This window comes from Bradyrhizobium sp. AUGA SZCCT0176 (assembly GCF_018130145.1).
Lineage (GTDB): Bacteria > Pseudomonadota > Alphaproteobacteria > Rhizobiales > Xanthobacteraceae > Bradyrhizobium.
Genome location: NZ_JAFCMB010000005.1, coordinates 363,592 through 379,457, shown reverse-complemented (window position 1 = coordinate 379,457; position 15,866 = coordinate 363,592). Strand labels below are relative to the sequence as shown.

The window sequence follows — 15,866 nt, the reverse complement described above, 5'->3', positions numbered from 1 at the left end:
CGCAGGAATACGAGCAAGCATACGAAAATGGATGGGTGCCGACGCGATCCGCCGCCGGCACCTTTCCTTTTTCTGCCAGGCACACGGAAATTGCGCTGCAGCCTGGCCGCTGATGCCGGTTGCTTCGGATATTTATTAGCGAATCCTTAAGGATGATCTCTTTCCGCCAGCCGGGGCGGGATCGAAGAACCATTTCAACACCCATGCTCCCTAGGCTTTTCACCAAAATGACGCCGCCGCCCTATCGGACCAAGGCCCCGATGGGCTCCAGGCGGGTATCAGGGTTGGATGATGAGCACAGGCGATTACCCCGTGGCCGAAACGCCGGACGTTCTGCTGGCCGCGCTTGAGCGGGCGAACGACGCCGTGCTGATCCTGGATCGCGAGCTTCACGTCAGCTATTGCAACGCCGCGGCCGAGCTGATCTTCGGGCTCAACCGCGCAGCAGCGCTCGGCTGCCATGTCGGCGATCTCGGCCTCAAGGACCTGCAACATCATCATGTCGCGACGCCGGCCTCGGACCAGGTGAGCCGCAACGACGTTCCGCATGGACGCACCGCCGAGATCACGATCGCGCGCAAGGATGGCAGCCGGATTCGTGTGGCGCTTTGGCTTTCGAACATCGAGATCGACGGTCAATGCCGCACCATCGCATTCGTGCGGGACATCACCAAGGAGGTCGCCCGGCGTGAAAGGCTGGCCCTGCTCTCGCTGGTCGCCGACCGGACCAGCCGCGCCGTTGTCGTCACCGATCGCAATCTGCGGGTCGTCTACACCAATGCCGCGTTTACGGGAATGTTCGGGTACTCGCTTGAAGAGGCGAAGGACCGGCAGGCAGGCGAACTGCTGGTGGGCCGCCATACCGACCGCAGGACGCTGGCCAGGCTGCGACGCTGGGTCGGCGAGGAAGCCGGCGGCGAAGAGGAAGTCCTCGCCTACGACAAGAACGGCGACGAAATCTGGGTTTCGGCCAACGTCAAGACGTTCCGTGACGGCCGCGGACGGTCCAACTACATGTTCGCCCTGCTGACCGACATCACCGAGACCAAGCAGCTGCGTTCGCTGCAGCAGCTGATCATGAGCGCGCTGGCCGATGAAATCCCGATCGCCGACATCGCCGACCGGCTTTGCCGGCGCGTCGAAGAGATCGCGCCTGACGTCGTCTCCTCGCTGCTTCACATCGACGCCGGCGGACTGGTTCACCCGCTCGGCGGCCCCAGCCTTCCCGAGGACTATTCGCGGGCGCTGGACGGCGTCGCGATCGGTCCGAACATCGGCTCCTGCGGCTCCGCGGCCTATTTCGGCAAGCCGGTGCTGGCGGAGGACATCGACACCGACCCGCGCTGGCAGCCGTTCAAGACCCGCCCGCTCGAGGTTGGCCTGCGCGCCTGCTGGTCCACGCCGATCAAGGGCAAGGACGGGCGCGTGATCGGGACCTTCGCGTTCTATTACCGGGAATGTCGCGCGCCCAGCCGCTGGCATCAGCGGATCGTCGACGCCTGCGTCGATCTCGGCGGGCTCGCGATCGAGCGCAAGGAGGCCCGCGCCCAGATCGCGCGGCTCGCCTATTACGACATGCTGACCGGCCTGCCGAACCGCGCGCGCCTGCGCGATCTGATCCTTGAGGCGACCAACGCCTGCGCCGACGGAGGACACGTTGCGCTGGCGTTTCTCGACATCGATAATTTCAAGGACGTCAACGATACGCTCGGACACTCGGCCGGCGACGAATTGCTGGTCGGATTTGCCCAGCGCCTGCGCGCGCAGATCCAGCCGGGCGACATGCTGGGGCGCCTCGGCGGCGACGAATTCGTGATCGTGCTGCCGAACCGCAACGCGGCCGAAGCCTCGCTGATGGCGTCGCGATTGACGGAGGCGCTGGTCAATCCAATTCAGATCGGCGCCAAGCAGGTCGCGATGTCCGCCAGCATCGGCATCAGCATGTATCCGGACAACGCCACCGATATCGATACGCTGATCCAGCAGGCCGATGCCGCCATGTACAAGGCCAAGCAGGCCGGCCGCTCCACGTTTCGTTTCTTCAGCGCCGACATGGACCGGCTGGCCGAACAGCGGCTGGCCCACAGCGCGGCGCTGCGGCGCGCGCTCGCAAACGAAGTTCTGCAGTTGCAGTATCAACCGCAGATCCGGACCAGCGACGGCGGCATTTACGGCGTCGAGGCGCTGGCGCGCTGGTATGATCCCGTGCTCGGCGAAGTCTCGCCTTCGAAGTTCATCCCGCTCGCCGAAGAGTGCGGACTGATCGAACAGATCGGCATGTGGTCGCTCCGCGAGGCCTGCCGGCAAATGGCGGAATGGCGCGGCGCCGGCGTGGATATCCCCTGTGTGTCGGTCAACCTGTCGCCGATCAATTTCCAGAATCCGAACCTGGCCGCAACGGTCGCCGGGATTCTCGCAGACCATGACCTGCCGCCGGAAGTGCTGATGCTCGAGATCACCGAAGGCGTGATCATGAACGAGCGCTCGGTTGCGATCGAGACGATGCATGCGCTTCGCGACCTGGGGGTCGGCCTGTCGCTGGATGATTTCGGCATCGGCTATTCGAGCCTCAGCCGGCTGGCGCATCTGCCGATCCGCGAGCTGAAGATCGACCGCAGCTTCATGCACGATGTCGAGAGCGACCCCAGCGCGCTGGCGATCGTGACATCGGTGGTTCGCGTTGGCCAGAGCCTGCATCTCACCGTCGTCGCCGAAGGCGTCGAAAGCGACGGACAGCTGAATTTGCTGACCGAACTTGGATGCGACGTGGTGCAGGGATTTCTCTACGCCCGCGCGCTGTCGCCCGACGCGTTCGGCCGCTGGCTGCTCGACCATAGCGCCGCGCAGGCGAGCAGGATGCTGAGGCACGTCGGACGATCGCTGGCCGAGGCTTCACCGCGCGCCGCTTCCGGCACGAACTCGTAAAGCCGCTTTCATCGTCTTCCCGGCGCAGGCCGGGACCCATACCGCGTGATCTCTCGGTGAAGGCTCGGCAACAGAGACCGTTCGCAAAACTTCTTCCTGTGGCTATGGGTCCCGGCTCAAGGCCGGGACGACAGCGATGTTTGTCGCTGCACCGAGGCCCAAACATGATGTCGCATTCTCGCGACGCATTGCGCCCGAGTTTTGCCAGAAATTTCCTTGCCCTCGAAAATTGAGGGCGCAGGGAATGCCGGATGCGCGCTGCACCCGCGGTCTCATGTGCGATTGTGCATAAGAATGCTGCACATGAGCATACAGGGCAGCGGAGAACATCCGACATTCCCTGCGCAATGGCTTTACGGCTTATAACGCGCTCTCCCCGGTGAGACGGCCTCTATTGCCACCGTCGCCCCTCGGATGCGTTGACTCCCGAAAGGCTTGACGCCGTTACGGGCGCCAGGACCACACGCTTTCGCCGTACGCTTCAGTCACGACCGTCAATCGCAACTGTCACGTCCACCGCATCCCCGCCCCTCGTCGTGACGACGGCCGACGCCCCTCTGAGTGGGACGGGATGGGTGAGAATGTGCCGGTGATTTGGGTCGAAAGAAAGGAAAATATTTTCGATTATCAGAAATTTTTAGCTTGACACGATTTCCGAAAATCAGGATTGATTTGCCCGTCGGGTTGTTTTGTCGCACGCGGGCTGCAAGATTGAACTGATGGCCGAACGCACTGGCAGAGTTATAATCCGAAGGCAAAGCCACTCATGGTTTGGCTTGGCGACAGCACTGCGGGGTTCAACGAAACGGACCTGATAGACTTTATTGTTTGACCATATCGAGGGGAATTCCAATGAAGCTCATCCGCACTATTACGCCGCTTGCACTGATCGCAACCATCGCGTTTTGCGCGACCAATACAGCCGCTCGCGCGCAAGAGCCGCCCAAGCTGAAAGTTACTCCGCTGCAGAAGGCGGCGCTGACCGGACAGGCGGACAAAGAAGTTCTCACGCTTATTGTCGAGTGGCCGCCGGGCTCAGGCACGGGTCTTCATACACATCCTGGCGACGAATACACGACCGTACTCGAAGGCGAAGTCGTCGGCCGAAAGGAAGGCAGTGAAGCAAAGACATATACCGCTGGACAATCCTACCACAATGAGCCCGGTGTCGTTCACGAGGCGAATAACAAGGGAAGCGCGCCCGCAAAGACTTTCAACGTATTCGTGATCGAGAAGGGTAAGCCAGTCACTGAACCGGTGAAGCGGTAGGGCCGATTGAGCCGAAGGCATCATCCGCTCCGGCGAGCGAGCCGACGCAATCGGCATGCCTTGTGGCACATCCACGCGAAGAAAAAAGGGCCGCTTGAATGAACAAGCGGCCCAAGTCTAGGGAGGAAACGCCCAAAGAGGGCAGCGAACAGCGCGAGGCGCCACCGCATGTCGTTTATCTAAGTACGAAGCGGCTTTGGTCAATACCGGCTCATACGGTGCGATCTGTCCTGCAACTACGGCAAGGAGCGATGACTCCCCTCACTTCATCACCGCCTGCACCTCGCTCCGAAACCCCTGCCGTGCCGCATCGCGCGAATAGAACATGTGCCCGCCGGGATAGACGACGAGCTTCACCCTGTTGGGGCTAGCAAAAGCCGGCAACCCGTCGAGGATGATCCTCGAGGCAAAATACGGCGTGGCGAGATCGAACAGGCCGTGGCCGACCAGCAGTTTCATTTTCGGGTCGAGCGCCAGAATCTGCCGCAACTGGGAAACCGACTCGGCAGGTCCGCGGCCGAAATCCCACGACCGGAAGACGCTGTCGTTGAGCAGATGGTACGAGCCGTCCGGCCGCCAGTTCAGTTTGCGCGTGGTGAGATCGACGGCGGCGCTGGTCAGGGGCGCCATCAGCGAATCCCCGGAGGGATCGCCGAAATGCGAGGAGTCCGAATCCGGATAGGGATCGAAGCCCGACACCGACGCGTCATAGCGTCCGGTCACCCGGCCGTTGCGGCGGTCGAACTCCCTGCGGAATTCGCCGACCTCGAAGCGTCCGGCAAGCCGGCGGCTCACGGTCTGATCGATGCCGGTCAACGACGCGACCTTGTCGGCGAGCCGGTTGGTGGCCTCTGTGTCCGCCTGGCCCTTGAGCAGGTCGCTCACAAACTCGCCGCGCGCGTAGCGTTCCACGTCGGCGAGATCGGACCATTTCACCGGGCCGCCCTTCGCTTCGCGCGCCACCGCGGCCATGGTGGGTAACCTGTGGACGTATTGCAGCTGGCTGGAGCCGGAAAACTCGCGGTAATCGAGCAAGGGAGAGACCAGGATCAGCCCGCGCACGCCGACGCCCTGCTGGGTCTGCAGGTTGCGGACGATCTTCGGGCCGCGGATGCCGCCATAGCTTTCGCCGGTGACATATTTCGGCGACAGCAGCCGGTCATATTTTTCGAGCCAGCGCCGGATCACCAGCGCGATCGAACTGACGTCACCATCCAGGCTGAAGAACCGCTTGCGCGCGTCCTCCCCCGTCGCGACGAAGCGGCTATAGCCGGTGCTGACGGGATCGATGAAGACCAGATCAGTGAAGTCGAGCCAGGTCTCGGCGTTGGGCACGAGGTCCGGCGAAGCGGAAGCCACCGCGCCATCTCCTGTAATCGACAGCCGCCACGGTCCGGCAGTGCCGAACTGCAGCCACGCCGAGGAAGCGCCCGGCCCGCCATTGAACAGGAACGTGACCGGCCGCGTGCCGCGATCGGTGCCGTCGAGCTGGTAGGAGGTGTAGGCGATGTCGGCCTGCGGCTCGCCTTTTTCGTCGAACAGCCGGATCGAACCTGCGGTCGCGGTGAAGGCCAGCGTGCGCCCGGGCAGCGCCAGCGTCTGTCTGGTGGTGGAATCCGGCGGCAGCCGATGCTGATCGGAGACCGGCTGCGGGGTGGCGGCGTCGCCGCGCCTTCCCCCGCCCTTCTGTCCCTGCGGCGGTTGTGGCGGCAGCGTTGGACCCGGCGTCGGCGTCGCGGCGGGTTGTTGCTGCGCGGCCGTCGGGCTTGCGTCCTGGGCGCGTGCGCCGGCCACGCAAGCCAGCATCACAAGCGTGATGACGAGTTGCATATGACGCCGCGCGGTGAAGCGAAAAGCCATGACGTCCTGCTCCCTCTGTCACTTGCTCCCGGTGTCACTTGCTCCCGGTGCCACGCGATCCGTTGGGCCACGGATTTCAGCCTGGGATGGCGACAGAAGGGTTGTGCTACAACAGGACGAAATCCGCTGGCATCACAATCCCGACAGTATTGCGTGAAAGCGATCTGCGTGGGGCTTGTCCGCCGCATCGCCATGGTTGTCCTCGCCGACCGTTAGGTGATATCGGTCGGTTCCGCCGGCGGACCCGGCCAATTATTTTTGATTCATCCATGAAACCATTTTGGCGCTGGCAAGACTAAAGAACCTGCGCTTTCCAATGGGGACCAAAATGAAACGTGCGATTATTGCCTGCCTCGGCCTGCTGACGCTGGCTTGTCCCGCCGCGGCGGATTCACCGGTTGCGGTGGTCGAGGAAATCAAGGGCAAGGTGACCGGCGCCGAATTCATGGACTATGTGACGGCCCGGTCCGTCATCAAGATCGCAGACGGCGGCTCCGTCGTGCTCAGCTATTTGAAGTCCTGCCGGCGCGAGACCATCAGCGGCGCCGGCACCGTCGTCGTCGGCAACGAAGAGAGCATCGTCGATCAAGCCGTCCTCAAGGCGGAGAAGACGAACTGCGATTCCAACCAGGCCAACGCCACCACCAAGGACACCAGCGCCGTCGCCGCCACCCTGCTCCGCAGCGCCACAACCACTTCGCTGCCCACGCCGCAGCTCACGCTTTACGGCGCCTCGCCGTTCGTGCAGGCCAAGGGCCGCGGCACGCTGGTGGTGCGCCGGCTCGACCTCGCCGGCGAGCGTCACCAGATCGCGCTCGGCGGCACTCAGCTCAAGGGCAAGTTCGTCGATTTCGCCGGCGAGAACGTCGCGCTCGTCCCCGGCGGTCTCTACGCCGCCTCGTTCAAATCGTCGGAAATCGTGTTCCGGGTCGACGCGCAGGCCCAACCTGGCGCGACGCCGATCGTCGGCCGGCTGCTGCGGCTGGACTAGGCGTGCCGGACATTCCATCTTTCGTCATGGCCGGGCTTGTCCCGGCCATCTACGTCTTGGTTGCCGTCAGACTGAAAAGACGTGGATGCCCGGGACAAGCCCGGGCATGACGAGCTAGATACCGATGCCCGATTTTATTAGTCGCTTTTGGAGTCAGACTCTGAGAATCAGGCGCAGCACGCGCAACCAGATGGTGATCGCCGCCATCGCGCTGGTCTGCGCGGCGGCCTCGGTTTCTCCGGCGGTCAGGCCGATCCGAGGGCTCTCGCTCGATATCCTCACCGCCCTGCGCTGGGAGGTGTTTGGCCGCAGGCAGGATCCCGCGGCCTCTCCGACGGTCGTCGTCGCGATCGACGAGGAAAGCCTGCGCACCGCGCCCTTCAAGGACTCGCCGATGCTGACCTGGACCAGGGAGATCGGTCGCGTTCTGACCGCGACCCTGGAAGGCGGCGCCAAGGTCGCCGGCTTCGACGTGGTGATCCCGACATCGATCGAGCAGTCGGAGATCCCGTTCGGCGACAACATGCTGGGCACGAGGGTGCGCGGCTTCGACAAAGACTTCCTGATTGCGCTGGCCGGCGCGGCCACCAACGGCAAGGTGGTGCTGGGCGAGACGCTCGGCGGCAACCAGCCGGTCAGGCCCTCGGCCGGGCAGCGCATCGCGGTGCGGCAGCAGCAGAACATCCGCCCCCTCAACGTTCATACCGACCATGACGACGTGGTGCGGCGCATGCCGCTGACATTTCCCATCAACGGAGCAAAGGTGCCCTCGATGGCGGTCGAACTGGCGGCGCGCGCGATCGGCGCGGCTCCCGAATTCGACAAGAATGGCCGGATGACACTCGGCGGTTACCGGATCCCAGGCCGTGTGCCGAACACGCTGACCCTGAATTTCGAGGGCGGCGCGGCCGACATTCCGACTTTTTCATTTGCCGACCTGCGCAACTGCGCGGTCAAGGACGACAAGGACTATTTTCGGCGCTGGTTCGACGGCAAGGTCGTCATCTTCGGCACCGTTCTCGATATCGAGGACCGGCGCATGACATCCAAGCGCTTTGCGACCGGCATCGAGGGCGCGCGCACGCCGCGCTGCGCGGCCGAGAGCACGCCGGTCTCCGCCGCCTTCCGGACCAGCACGATCGCCGGCGTCTATATCCACGCCACCGCGGTCAACAATCTGATCTCGCGCAATGCGGTGGTCGAACCGGGGCCGCTGTCGCGCTTCCTGATCGCGGCCGTGTTCGCGGCGCTGGCGGCCTTCGCCGCGTGGCAGCTCAGACCGCTCGTCGCGGCGACGGCCTGGGCGGTCATGGTGGTGGCCGGCATCGCCGGCGCCACCCTCGCCTTCAACCACGCGCTGGCGCTCCCGGTCGCCGAGCCGTTCCTCGCCAGCCTGATGGCGCTGGCCTCGACGATCGGTTTCCGCTTTGTCGTCGCCGACAAGGATCGCCGCCTGCTGCAGAAGAGCTTTGCGCTGTACCTCGCCCCGCACGTCATCAACCGGATGCTGTCGTCGAACAAACTGCCGGAGCTCGGCGGCGAGACCCGCGAGGTGACGGTGTTCTTCTCCGACATCGAAGGGTTTTCGCTGATCGCCGAGAAGATGTCGCCGGACAGCCTGATGGAGCTGATGAACGAATATCTCTCTGTCATGACCGACGTCATCGAAAGCCATGGCGGATATGTCGACAAATATATCGGCGACTCCGTCGTAGCGGTGTTTGGCGCGCCGGCCGACGATCCCGACCATGCCGCCAATGCGGCGCGCGCCGCGCTGGACTGCTGCACCCGACTGACCGAGCTCAACGCCTCCTCGGCGCTCTTCCACGAACACAAACTGGCGCAGCGGATCGGCATCAATTCCGGCGAGGCGCTGGTCGGCAATTTCGGATCGCGGCGCCGCTTCAATTACTCGGTCATGAGCGATGCGGTGAACCTCGCCTCGCGGCTGGAGGGCGCCAACAAATTCTACGGCACGACCGTCATCGCTTCGGAGACGACGGTGGCCCTTGCCGGCGACGCTTTCACCTGGCGCGAACTCGACGCGATCAGAGTCAAGGGACGCAACCAGGCGCTGAAAATCTACGAATTGCTGGCGCTCTCGACCGGACTTGGCGCTTCCCGGCAGGCGCCGATCGCCCATTACGCCGACGGACTTGCGCATTGGCGCGCCCGGGAATTCGAGCTTGCCGCAAAATGCTTCGAACGTTCGGCTGAGATCGACCGGCCGGCACAGCTGTTCAGCCAGCGCGCCCGGAAGTTGGCTGAAAATCCGCCTGATAAGGATTGGGACCCGATCCGAACCCTGCAGGAGAAATAGCCGCTCCGGCCCTTCGGCTTGGGTTACCATCCCTGGCGGGGCGCCCTTCCATCTCGACAAGCGCCGCCAAGGTGTATAGACGAGCGCGGCGCAATCCGGCGCCACCATGAGCCCGCAATCCGATGGCCAGCCCCAAGCGATATGACCGCATCGCCTTCGTTGCGAGCGCTTCCGCGGAGGCGCAGGCGGCACTGGCGGAGTTGGTCAGGCTTTACGGCAATCACGCCTCGGACACGGCCGAAATCCTGGTGGCGATCGGCGGCGACGGGTTGATGCTGGAAACGCTGCACCGGTACATGCGGACCGGCAAGCCGATCTACGGCATGCATCGCGGCACCGTCGGTTTTCTGATGAATGAATTCTCCACGCACGACCTGCATGGCCGGCTGGCCGCGGCGCGCGAGACGCTGATCAATCCGCTGTTGATGCGCGCGACCGATATCCACGATCAGGTGCATCTGCATCACGCCATCAATGAAGTGTACCTGTTTCGCCAGACCTATCAGGCCGCGCATGTCCGCATCCTGATCGACGAGCACGAACGCATGGCCGAACTGATCGCCGACGGCATTCTGGTGGCGACGCCGGCCGGCTCTACCGCCTATAACCTCTCGGCGCAGGGGCCGATCCTTCCCATCAACGCGGCGCTGCTGGCGCTGACGCCTATCAGCGCGTTCCGGCCGCGGCGCTGGCGCGGCGCCCTGCTCCCCAACACCGCCTTCGTCGTGATCGAAGTGCTCGAGGGCGGCAAGCGTCCGGTCGCAGCCGTGGCCGACCATGACGAAGTGCGCGACGTCCGCCGCGTCGAGGTGCTGTCCGACAAGTCGATCTCGATGCGGATGCTGTTCGACCCCGGCCACAGCCTCGAAGAACGCATCCTGCGCGAGCAGTTCGGGCATTGAAGTCGTCCCGATTAGGCTGTCGTCCCGGCGAACGCCGGGACCCATACGCCGCGGCCCTTCGGTGAGAGCGCAGGCGTTAGACACCTTCCTTAACAATGAGCGCCGCGGCGTATGGGTCCCCCGATGCGCAATTGCGCATCTGAGCTCAAGGCCGGGACGAGGTGTTGATAGAGCGGTGACATAAGCTGCCGCCAGATCCCCTGCCGCGCCCCTTCGCAACCATTCGTTAACCGGCCCCGCGATATGGTTAACGCCGGGTGTACCGTGTTGCCCGGTATGCGCTTAGGGCCGGACCATGTATCGCATCGACTTCAACAAGCTGCGGTTTCTGATTTGCGACGACAACCCGCATATGCGCCGCATCCTGCGGACGCTGCTGCACTCGTTCGGCGCGCGCGAGGCTTATGAGTCCGAGGACGGCGCCACCGCCCTCGAAATGTACACCCATTATGTCCCCGATATCGTCATCACCGACTGGGCGATGCCGATCTTCGACGGGCTCGAGCTGGCACAGATGATCCGGCAGCCGGACTCCAAGGGCAACCCCTACGCGCCGATCATCATGCTGACCGGCCATTCCGACAAGCGCCGCGTGACGGTCGCGCGCGACGCCGGCGTTACCGAATTCCTGGCCAAGCCGATCTCGGCGAAAGGGCTTTATCAGCGCATCCTCAACGTCGTCGCCAACCCGCGGCCGTTCATCAAGACCAAGACCTATTTCGGACCAGACCGCCGGCGCAACACCAACAATGCCTATATCGGCCCCGAACGCCGCATTGGCGGCGAGATGGAAGTGATGCAGCAGCCGTCGCTGCTCGACAAGGCGCGATCCAGCGTCTAACGGGCGACACACCGCGAGGAATCGATCATGGCGAAGGAAAAACCCGGGAAGCTGGAGGTCACGAGCTTCGCCGATCACCACGTGATCACGCAGCCAAATCCCTTGCGCAAGGTGCTGCTGCGCGTTCCCGAATCCGACCTCGACGATCCCGTCGGGCGTGCGGAGAAAGCGCTGGCCGGGCTATCGGGTGAATTCAAGAACTGGATGACGATCGAAGCCGACCGGCTTTCCGCCGCCCACGCCGCCATCCTGCGCAGCGGCTTCACCGACGACGCCCGCGAAGAACTGTTTCGCGCCGCCCACGACATCAAGGGCGACGCCGCGACATTCGGCTTTCCCTCCGCGGGCGCCGCCGCCGAGAGCCTGTGCCGCATCATCGAACACGCGCCCGATCTCGACCAGGTGCCGTCGGATCTGATTAGGCATCACATCAACGCCATTCAGGCCATCGTCCGTGAACGCACCAAGCTCGACACCGCGGCCACCGCCGGCGTGCTCAGCCGCTCCCTGCGCGGCATCGCCGACGAATTCCTCACCTATGCCAACCGCGACCGACCCGAGCATCTCGAAGCGATTTTGACGCCGAGCATTATTCCGACGGAATAATGCGAGCTTTATTGACTCGTCGTCCCTGCCTAGTGCGCAATTGCGCACGGGCGCAGGGACCCATAGCCACCGTCCTGATTTGCTGGAAAAGATAGCGACCACATCGCTCCATGGATAAGCCGCGGAGTATGGGTCCCTGCGTTCGCAGGGACAGCATAGGATGTGTTGCTGGAGCGTGGCTTACGCCGCGATCAGATCGTCGTGCGTGATCGCGTCCTCTGCGGCGAGTTCGTCGCAAAACTGGCGGGCTTCTTCACGCGCCGATTCAGTTGCAAAACGGCGCAGCAGGATCAGCAGCGGCTCGGCGGCCTTGCGGTCGGTCTCGCAATGGGTCAGCACGCGCTCGACCATGCGGCGGCGAAGGCGCGCCGCACCACCCAACGTGTCGACATAGCCGGTCTCGTGGCTGACCTCGAGCGCGATCCGGAAGGCGGCGAAGGTGGATTCCGGCAGGCCGGCCCGGATCAACAGCGCCTGCAGGCTGGCGCCGCCGCGGTCGTGCAGCAGCGCGGTGACGCGGGCGTGCGGCAGGCCGGACAATTCGGCCAATGATGCATCGAACAGTTCGAGATTGCCCGACAACAGCGCGCGCAGGATCAGGCCCGCGGTGAGCTGGCCGGTGGCGCGCAGATGCTGCACCAGCCCCTGCATGTCCTCGCCGCGCGAACGCGCCGCGATGTTCACGGTCGAGCGCTCGCGCGCTTCGCTGGCGAGCCGCCCTGCCCGGTCCGGGCTGAGCCAGTTTTTGGCGACGACGAATTGCGCCAGCGTGTCGGAAAGCTTGGCGACCAGCGCCATGCGCGTGGCGGACGGCAAGCCCTCCAGCACCAGCATCGATTCACGGATCGCGGCGAGATGGCCGTGACGCTCGACGATGCGGTCCCACGAGAATGGCGCCAGCTCCGCATAGGCGTTCTCAATCAGCTCGAGGGCGGCGGCCGGCGAGCCGACTTCGGCAATCGCAGCGGATACCGATGGCGGCAGATTGACCCGACGGGCGACCGCGCACTGCGTCTCGCTGTTGCCGGTCGCGACGATGTCGACGAGGTCGGCGTCGATCAGCAGCGGGGAATGTTCGAGTACCGGTAGCGCGATCGACGGCTGATCGAGCGCGAGCGCCTGCACGATCGCGGCGGGCGCTTCGGCGCTGCGCGCGAACACCTGCGACATGGCCTGGCGGACCAGCGGGGATGCATCGTCGAGCAGCATCAACAGCGCGCCTTCGGCGGCGGCGCGATCGTCCTCGGAGAGATCGGAAATCAACCAGGCCCGCGCCAAAGACCGCGTCGCCTCTGCCCGCTCGCCTGCCGGCGCGGTACGTATCCAACTGATGAACTGCCGAACGATCATGGTCTAGCCGGCCTACGCAACCCGAAACGACACCGTGACGCGGTGCCACTGTCATAGAAAATAAACCATGACGCTTAACAAAGGGTTCACCATAAACGTTTGGGATTATTGACGTTTCGTTAAGGGAACGCGCGCGGGCGGCCGGATGTTAGATAACCGGCCTCGCCGCGCACCGCTGGCGCGAGCGCCGACCGCCCGGATTTGACGCGTTCTCTTGATGCGAACCATCTCGACAAGAGGCGCCAATCCTTGCCTAACTACCTCCTGATATTTCCACTGGGCGAGGCGTAGGCATGCGCTCAATTTTTGTTTTGTCGATATTGCTGCTGGTCGTTTCGACCGTGAACTGCCGGGCGGAGAAGCGCATCGCGCTGGTGGTTGGCAATTCCAACTACCAAAGCGTCAGCCCGCTCGCCAACCCCAGGAACGATGCGGCGTTGATCGCCGAGACGTTGCGCAAGGTCGGCTTCATCCTGGTCGGCGGGCGCGCGCAGATCGATCTCGACAAGCCGGCGTTCGATCGCGCGATCCAGACTTTTGGTAACGAGCTGACGGGCGCCGATGTCGCGATGTTCTATTACGCCGGCCACGGCGTGCAGGTCCGCAACGTCAATTATCTGGTTCCGACGTCAGCCAATCCGGTGAAGGAAGCCGATGTCGATTTCCAGATGGTCGACGTCAACCTGGTGCTTCGGCAGATGGAGGGATCCGGGACAAAGCTGAACCTCGTGATCCTCGATGCCTGCCGCAACAACCCGTTTGGCGGGCGCGGATTGCGCAGCACCGAGAGCGGGCTTGCGCAATTGCGCGCGCCCGAGGGAACGCTGCTGTCCTACGCCACCCAGCCCGGCAATGTCGCGCTCGATGGCACCGGCAGCAACAGTCCCTATACGTCGGCGCTGGCGCAGGCGATCCAGAAGCCGGGGCTCGACATCTTCCAGACCTTCAATCAGGTCGGCCTGCAGGTGAAACGCGCGACCGGCGGATCGCAGCAGCCCTGGGTTTCCTCCTCGCCGATCGACGGCTCGTTCTATTTCGCAAGCACGACGCCGAACGCGCCGGTCGCGCCGCCGCCGCAAAACGTCGTGGCCCCGTCTGCGCCGCCGCGGCCGGTAGCGATCGATCCCGCACTGGAGCAGCGCGCGACCGCCTTTGTCATCGAGGACATGAAGCAGTCGCAGGGCAGCACGGCCGATTTTATGAACTACGCCCGCCGGTCGCTCGACGAGCGAATTGATTACTATGGAAAATCAACGGCTCGCGACGAAGTCCTCAAGGACAAGGAGAGATACGTCAAGAACTGGCCTAACCGATCGTACCGGCTGCAGATGGATACGATACGAACCTCGTGCGACCAGGCGAGATCAAGCTGCCAGATCAGTGGTGCGCTGGAATTCAGCCATTCCAATCCATCGAACGGCAAGAAGTCCTCGGGCACCGCATCGTTCGAATACGGCATCAGGTTTGGTGCCGATGGCGGCAAGATATTTTATGAGCAAGGCAAGACGCTGTCGGCGCAGAGGTAGTCGATGTCTGCTTTTAGGGTGGCCAGGCCCTCGCCTGCAGGCGGGACACCGCCTCGGCCAGCGGAACGTCGGCCTGTGAGCCGTCGCGCTCGCGCAAGCTTACCCGGCCGTCCCTCATCTCGCGCCCGCCGACGACGGCCATCACCGGCACTGCCATTTCATGCGCCGCCACGATGCGTCGCGAAAGGGTGTCGGCGCCGTCATAGGCAACGGCCCGGACCCCGGCATTCCAAAACGCCGCCAGCACATCAGCGCCGTATCCGGCCTGGTCTTTCGAGATTGGCGCGACCGCAACCTGGTCCGGTGACAGCCAGAACGGAAGCACGCCGCCATGGTGCTCGAGCAGGATCGCGATCATGCGGCCGAGCGATCCGAAGATCGCGTGGTGGATCATCAGGGGTCTCGCGCGGCTGCCGTCGGGGGCGACGTAAGACGCCTCGAGCCGCTGCGGCAGCACGCTGTCGAGCTGCACTGTGCCGCACTGCCAGGATCGTCGCAGCCGGTCGCGCAACGCAAATTCCAGCTTCGGTCCGTAGAACGCGCCTTCGCCGGGGTTGATGTGAGGCGTGAGGCCGCATTGCCGCGCGGCATCGCCGAGCTTCGCCTCCGACCAGTCCCAGCTCGCGTCGTCGCCGGCGCGCACCGCCGGCCGCGTCGCCAGCGCCACCTCGTAGTCGGGAAAACCGAGGTCGCGGTAGACCTCGCCCAGCAGGGCAATGAAGCACGCGACTTCACCCTCCACGTCCTGCTCGCGGCAGAACACATGCGCGTCGTCCTGCTCGAAGGCGCGCGTCCGCATGATGCCGTGGAGCGAACCGGAAGGCTCATTGCGGTGGCAAGCGCCGAACTCGGCATAGCGGACCGGAAGCTCCCGCCACGAGCGCAGCCCCGTGTTGAAGATCTGCACGTGGCACGGGCACGACATCGGTTTCAGCGCCATCGCCTGCTCGCCGTCGTCGACCCTGAACATGTGCTCGCCGAACTTGTCCCAGTGGCCGCTGCGGTCCCAGAGCTCCTTCGGCAGCAGCTGTGGCGTCCGCACCTCGGCATACCCGGCGCGGCGCATCTTGCGCCGGACATAGTCCTCCAGCACCCGGTAGATCGCGTAGCCGCGTGGATGCCAGAACACCATGCCCGGCGCATCCTCCTGAAGGTGCCAGAGTTTGAGCTGTACGCCGAGATTTCTGTGGTCGAGATCGTCCATGGCTATGTTCCTTGTGAAGAGGAAAAAGCGTGGACGGGGACCATCAAAAACCAGAAAAGGCCCCGTCCGTCG

General features: G+C 64.0%; 11 protein-coding genes. 8 read left to right on the top strand and 3 right to left on the bottom strand.

All coding sequences use genetic code 11. The features are described 5' to 3' along the window. Positions 1-291 precede the first annotated feature (291 nt). Both JQ600_RS15550 and JQ600_RS15545 read left to right on the top strand, forming a co-directional pair. The gene (locus JQ600_RS15550) at positions 292-2,925 is read left to right on the top strand and encodes an EAL domain-containing protein (protein ID WP_212385486.1); all 2,634 of its coding nucleotides are present in this window, start codon (positions 292-294) and stop codon (positions 2,923-2,925) included. Between the two features lie 852 nt (positions 2,926-3,777). Then, positions 3,778-4,194: a cupin domain-containing protein gene (locus tag JQ600_RS15545; protein WP_212385488.1), complete on the top strand. Its 417-nt coding sequence runs from the start codon at positions 3,778-3,780 to the stop codon at positions 4,192-4,194. A 261-nt stretch (positions 4,195-4,455) separates the two neighbouring features. Here the strand turns inward: JQ600_RS15545 and JQ600_RS15540 are convergent, their stop codons facing one another. Next, entirely contained in the window at positions 4,456-6,054 is a 1,599-nt protein-coding gene (locus JQ600_RS15540; protein ID WP_212385490.1) for a S10 family serine carboxypeptidase-like protein, read from the bottom strand. Between the two features lie 328 nt (positions 6,055-6,382). On the opposite strand from JQ600_RS15540, the gene JQ600_RS15535 reads away from it, so the two are divergent. The 5 genes from JQ600_RS15535 to JQ600_RS15515 all read left to right on the top strand — a co-directional run bounded on the left by JQ600_RS15535 (position 6,383) and on the right by JQ600_RS15515 (position 11,714). Further along, positions 6,383-7,045 carry a hypothetical protein gene (locus JQ600_RS15535; RefSeq protein WP_212385493.1) on the top strand — a complete coding sequence of 221 codons (663 nt, stop codon included), beginning with the start codon at positions 6,383-6,385 and terminating at the stop codon, positions 7,043-7,045. A 190-nt stretch (positions 7,046-7,235) separates the two neighbouring features. Continuing rightward, positions 7,236-9,365, top strand: a complete 2,130-nt coding sequence (locus JQ600_RS15530) for an adenylate/guanylate cyclase domain-containing protein (protein ID WP_249135900.1) — start codon at positions 7,236-7,238, stop codon at positions 9,363-9,365. Between the two features lie 122 nt (positions 9,366-9,487). Further along, a complete protein-coding gene (locus JQ600_RS15525) occupies positions 9,488-10,267 on the top strand; it encodes an NAD kinase (protein ID WP_212385496.1) in 780 nt (259 codons plus the stop codon). A gap of 295 nt (positions 10,268-10,562) precedes the next feature. Then, positions 10,563-11,108 (top strand): response regulator, encoded by a 546-nt coding sequence (locus JQ600_RS15520; protein ID WP_212036134.1) that lies wholly within the window; start codon positions 10,563-10,565, stop codon positions 11,106-11,108. 27 nt (positions 11,109-11,135) lie between these two features. Further along, positions 11,136-11,714 (top strand): Hpt domain-containing protein, encoded by a 579-nt coding sequence (locus JQ600_RS15515; protein WP_212385498.1) that lies wholly within the window; start codon positions 11,136-11,138, stop codon positions 11,712-11,714. A 180-nt stretch (positions 11,715-11,894) separates the two neighbouring features. Here the strand turns inward: JQ600_RS15515 and JQ600_RS15510 are convergent, their stop codons facing one another. Then, the gene (locus JQ600_RS15510) at positions 11,895-13,064 is read right to left on the bottom strand and encodes a DUF2336 domain-containing protein (protein WP_212385500.1); all 1,170 of its coding nucleotides are present in this window, start codon (positions 13,062-13,064) and stop codon (positions 11,895-11,897) included. Between the two features lie 293 nt (positions 13,065-13,357). Here JQ600_RS15510 and JQ600_RS15505 point away from each other — a divergent pair, with 293 nt between their 5' ends. After that, complete coding sequence (locus JQ600_RS15505; protein WP_212385502.1) at positions 13,358-14,590, top strand: caspase domain-containing protein; 1,233 nt, start codon at positions 13,358-13,360, stop codon at positions 14,588-14,590. 13 nt (positions 14,591-14,603) lie between these two features. On the opposite strand, the gene thrS is transcribed toward JQ600_RS15505, so the two are convergent. Further along, positions 14,604-15,794, bottom strand: coding sequence for a threonine--tRNA ligase (thrS, locus tag JQ600_RS15500; RefSeq protein WP_212489973.1), 1,191 nt, complete (start codon positions 15,792-15,794; stop codon positions 14,604-14,606). Positions 15,795-15,866: the final 72 nt, after the last annotated feature.

What these genes read in the sequence shown, in the direction of transcription:
- JQ600_RS15520 (WP_212036134.1), top strand. Translation starts at nt 10,563, where the DNA reads ATGTATCGCATCGACTTCAACAAGCTGCGGTTTCTGATTTGCGACGAC.
- JQ600_RS15540 (WP_212385490.1), bottom strand. Translation starts at nt 6,054, where the DNA reads ATGGCTTTTCGCTTCACCGCGCGGCGTCATATGCAACTCGTCATCACG.
- thrS (WP_212489973.1), bottom strand. Translation starts at nt 15,794, where the DNA reads ATGGACGATCTCGACCACAGAAATCTCGGCGTACAGCTCAAACTCTGG.
- JQ600_RS15545 (WP_212385488.1), top strand. Translation starts at nt 3,778, where the DNA reads ATGAAGCTCATCCGCACTATTACGCCGCTTGCACTGATCGCAACCATC.
- JQ600_RS15530 (WP_249135900.1), top strand. Translation starts at nt 7,236, where the DNA reads ATGGTGATCGCCGCCATCGCGCTGGTCTGCGCGGCGGCCTCGGTTTCT.
- JQ600_RS15535 (WP_212385493.1), top strand. Translation starts at nt 6,383, where the DNA reads ATGAAACGTGCGATTATTGCCTGCCTCGGCCTGCTGACGCTGGCTTGT.
- JQ600_RS15550 (WP_212385486.1), top strand. Translation starts at nt 292, where the DNA reads ATGAGCACAGGCGATTACCCCGTGGCCGAAACGCCGGACGTTCTGCTG.
- JQ600_RS15525 (WP_212385496.1), top strand. Translation starts at nt 9,488, where the DNA reads ATGGCCAGCCCCAAGCGATATGACCGCATCGCCTTCGTTGCGAGCGCT.
- JQ600_RS15510 (WP_212385500.1), bottom strand. Translation starts at nt 13,064, where the DNA reads ATGATCGTTCGGCAGTTCATCAGTTGGATACGTACCGCGCCGGCAGGC.
- JQ600_RS15505 (WP_212385502.1), top strand. Translation starts at nt 13,358, where the DNA reads ATGCGCTCAATTTTTGTTTTGTCGATATTGCTGCTGGTCGTTTCGACC.
- JQ600_RS15515 (WP_212385498.1), top strand. Translation starts at nt 11,136, where the DNA reads ATGGCGAAGGAAAAACCCGGGAAGCTGGAGGTCACGAGCTTCGCCGAT.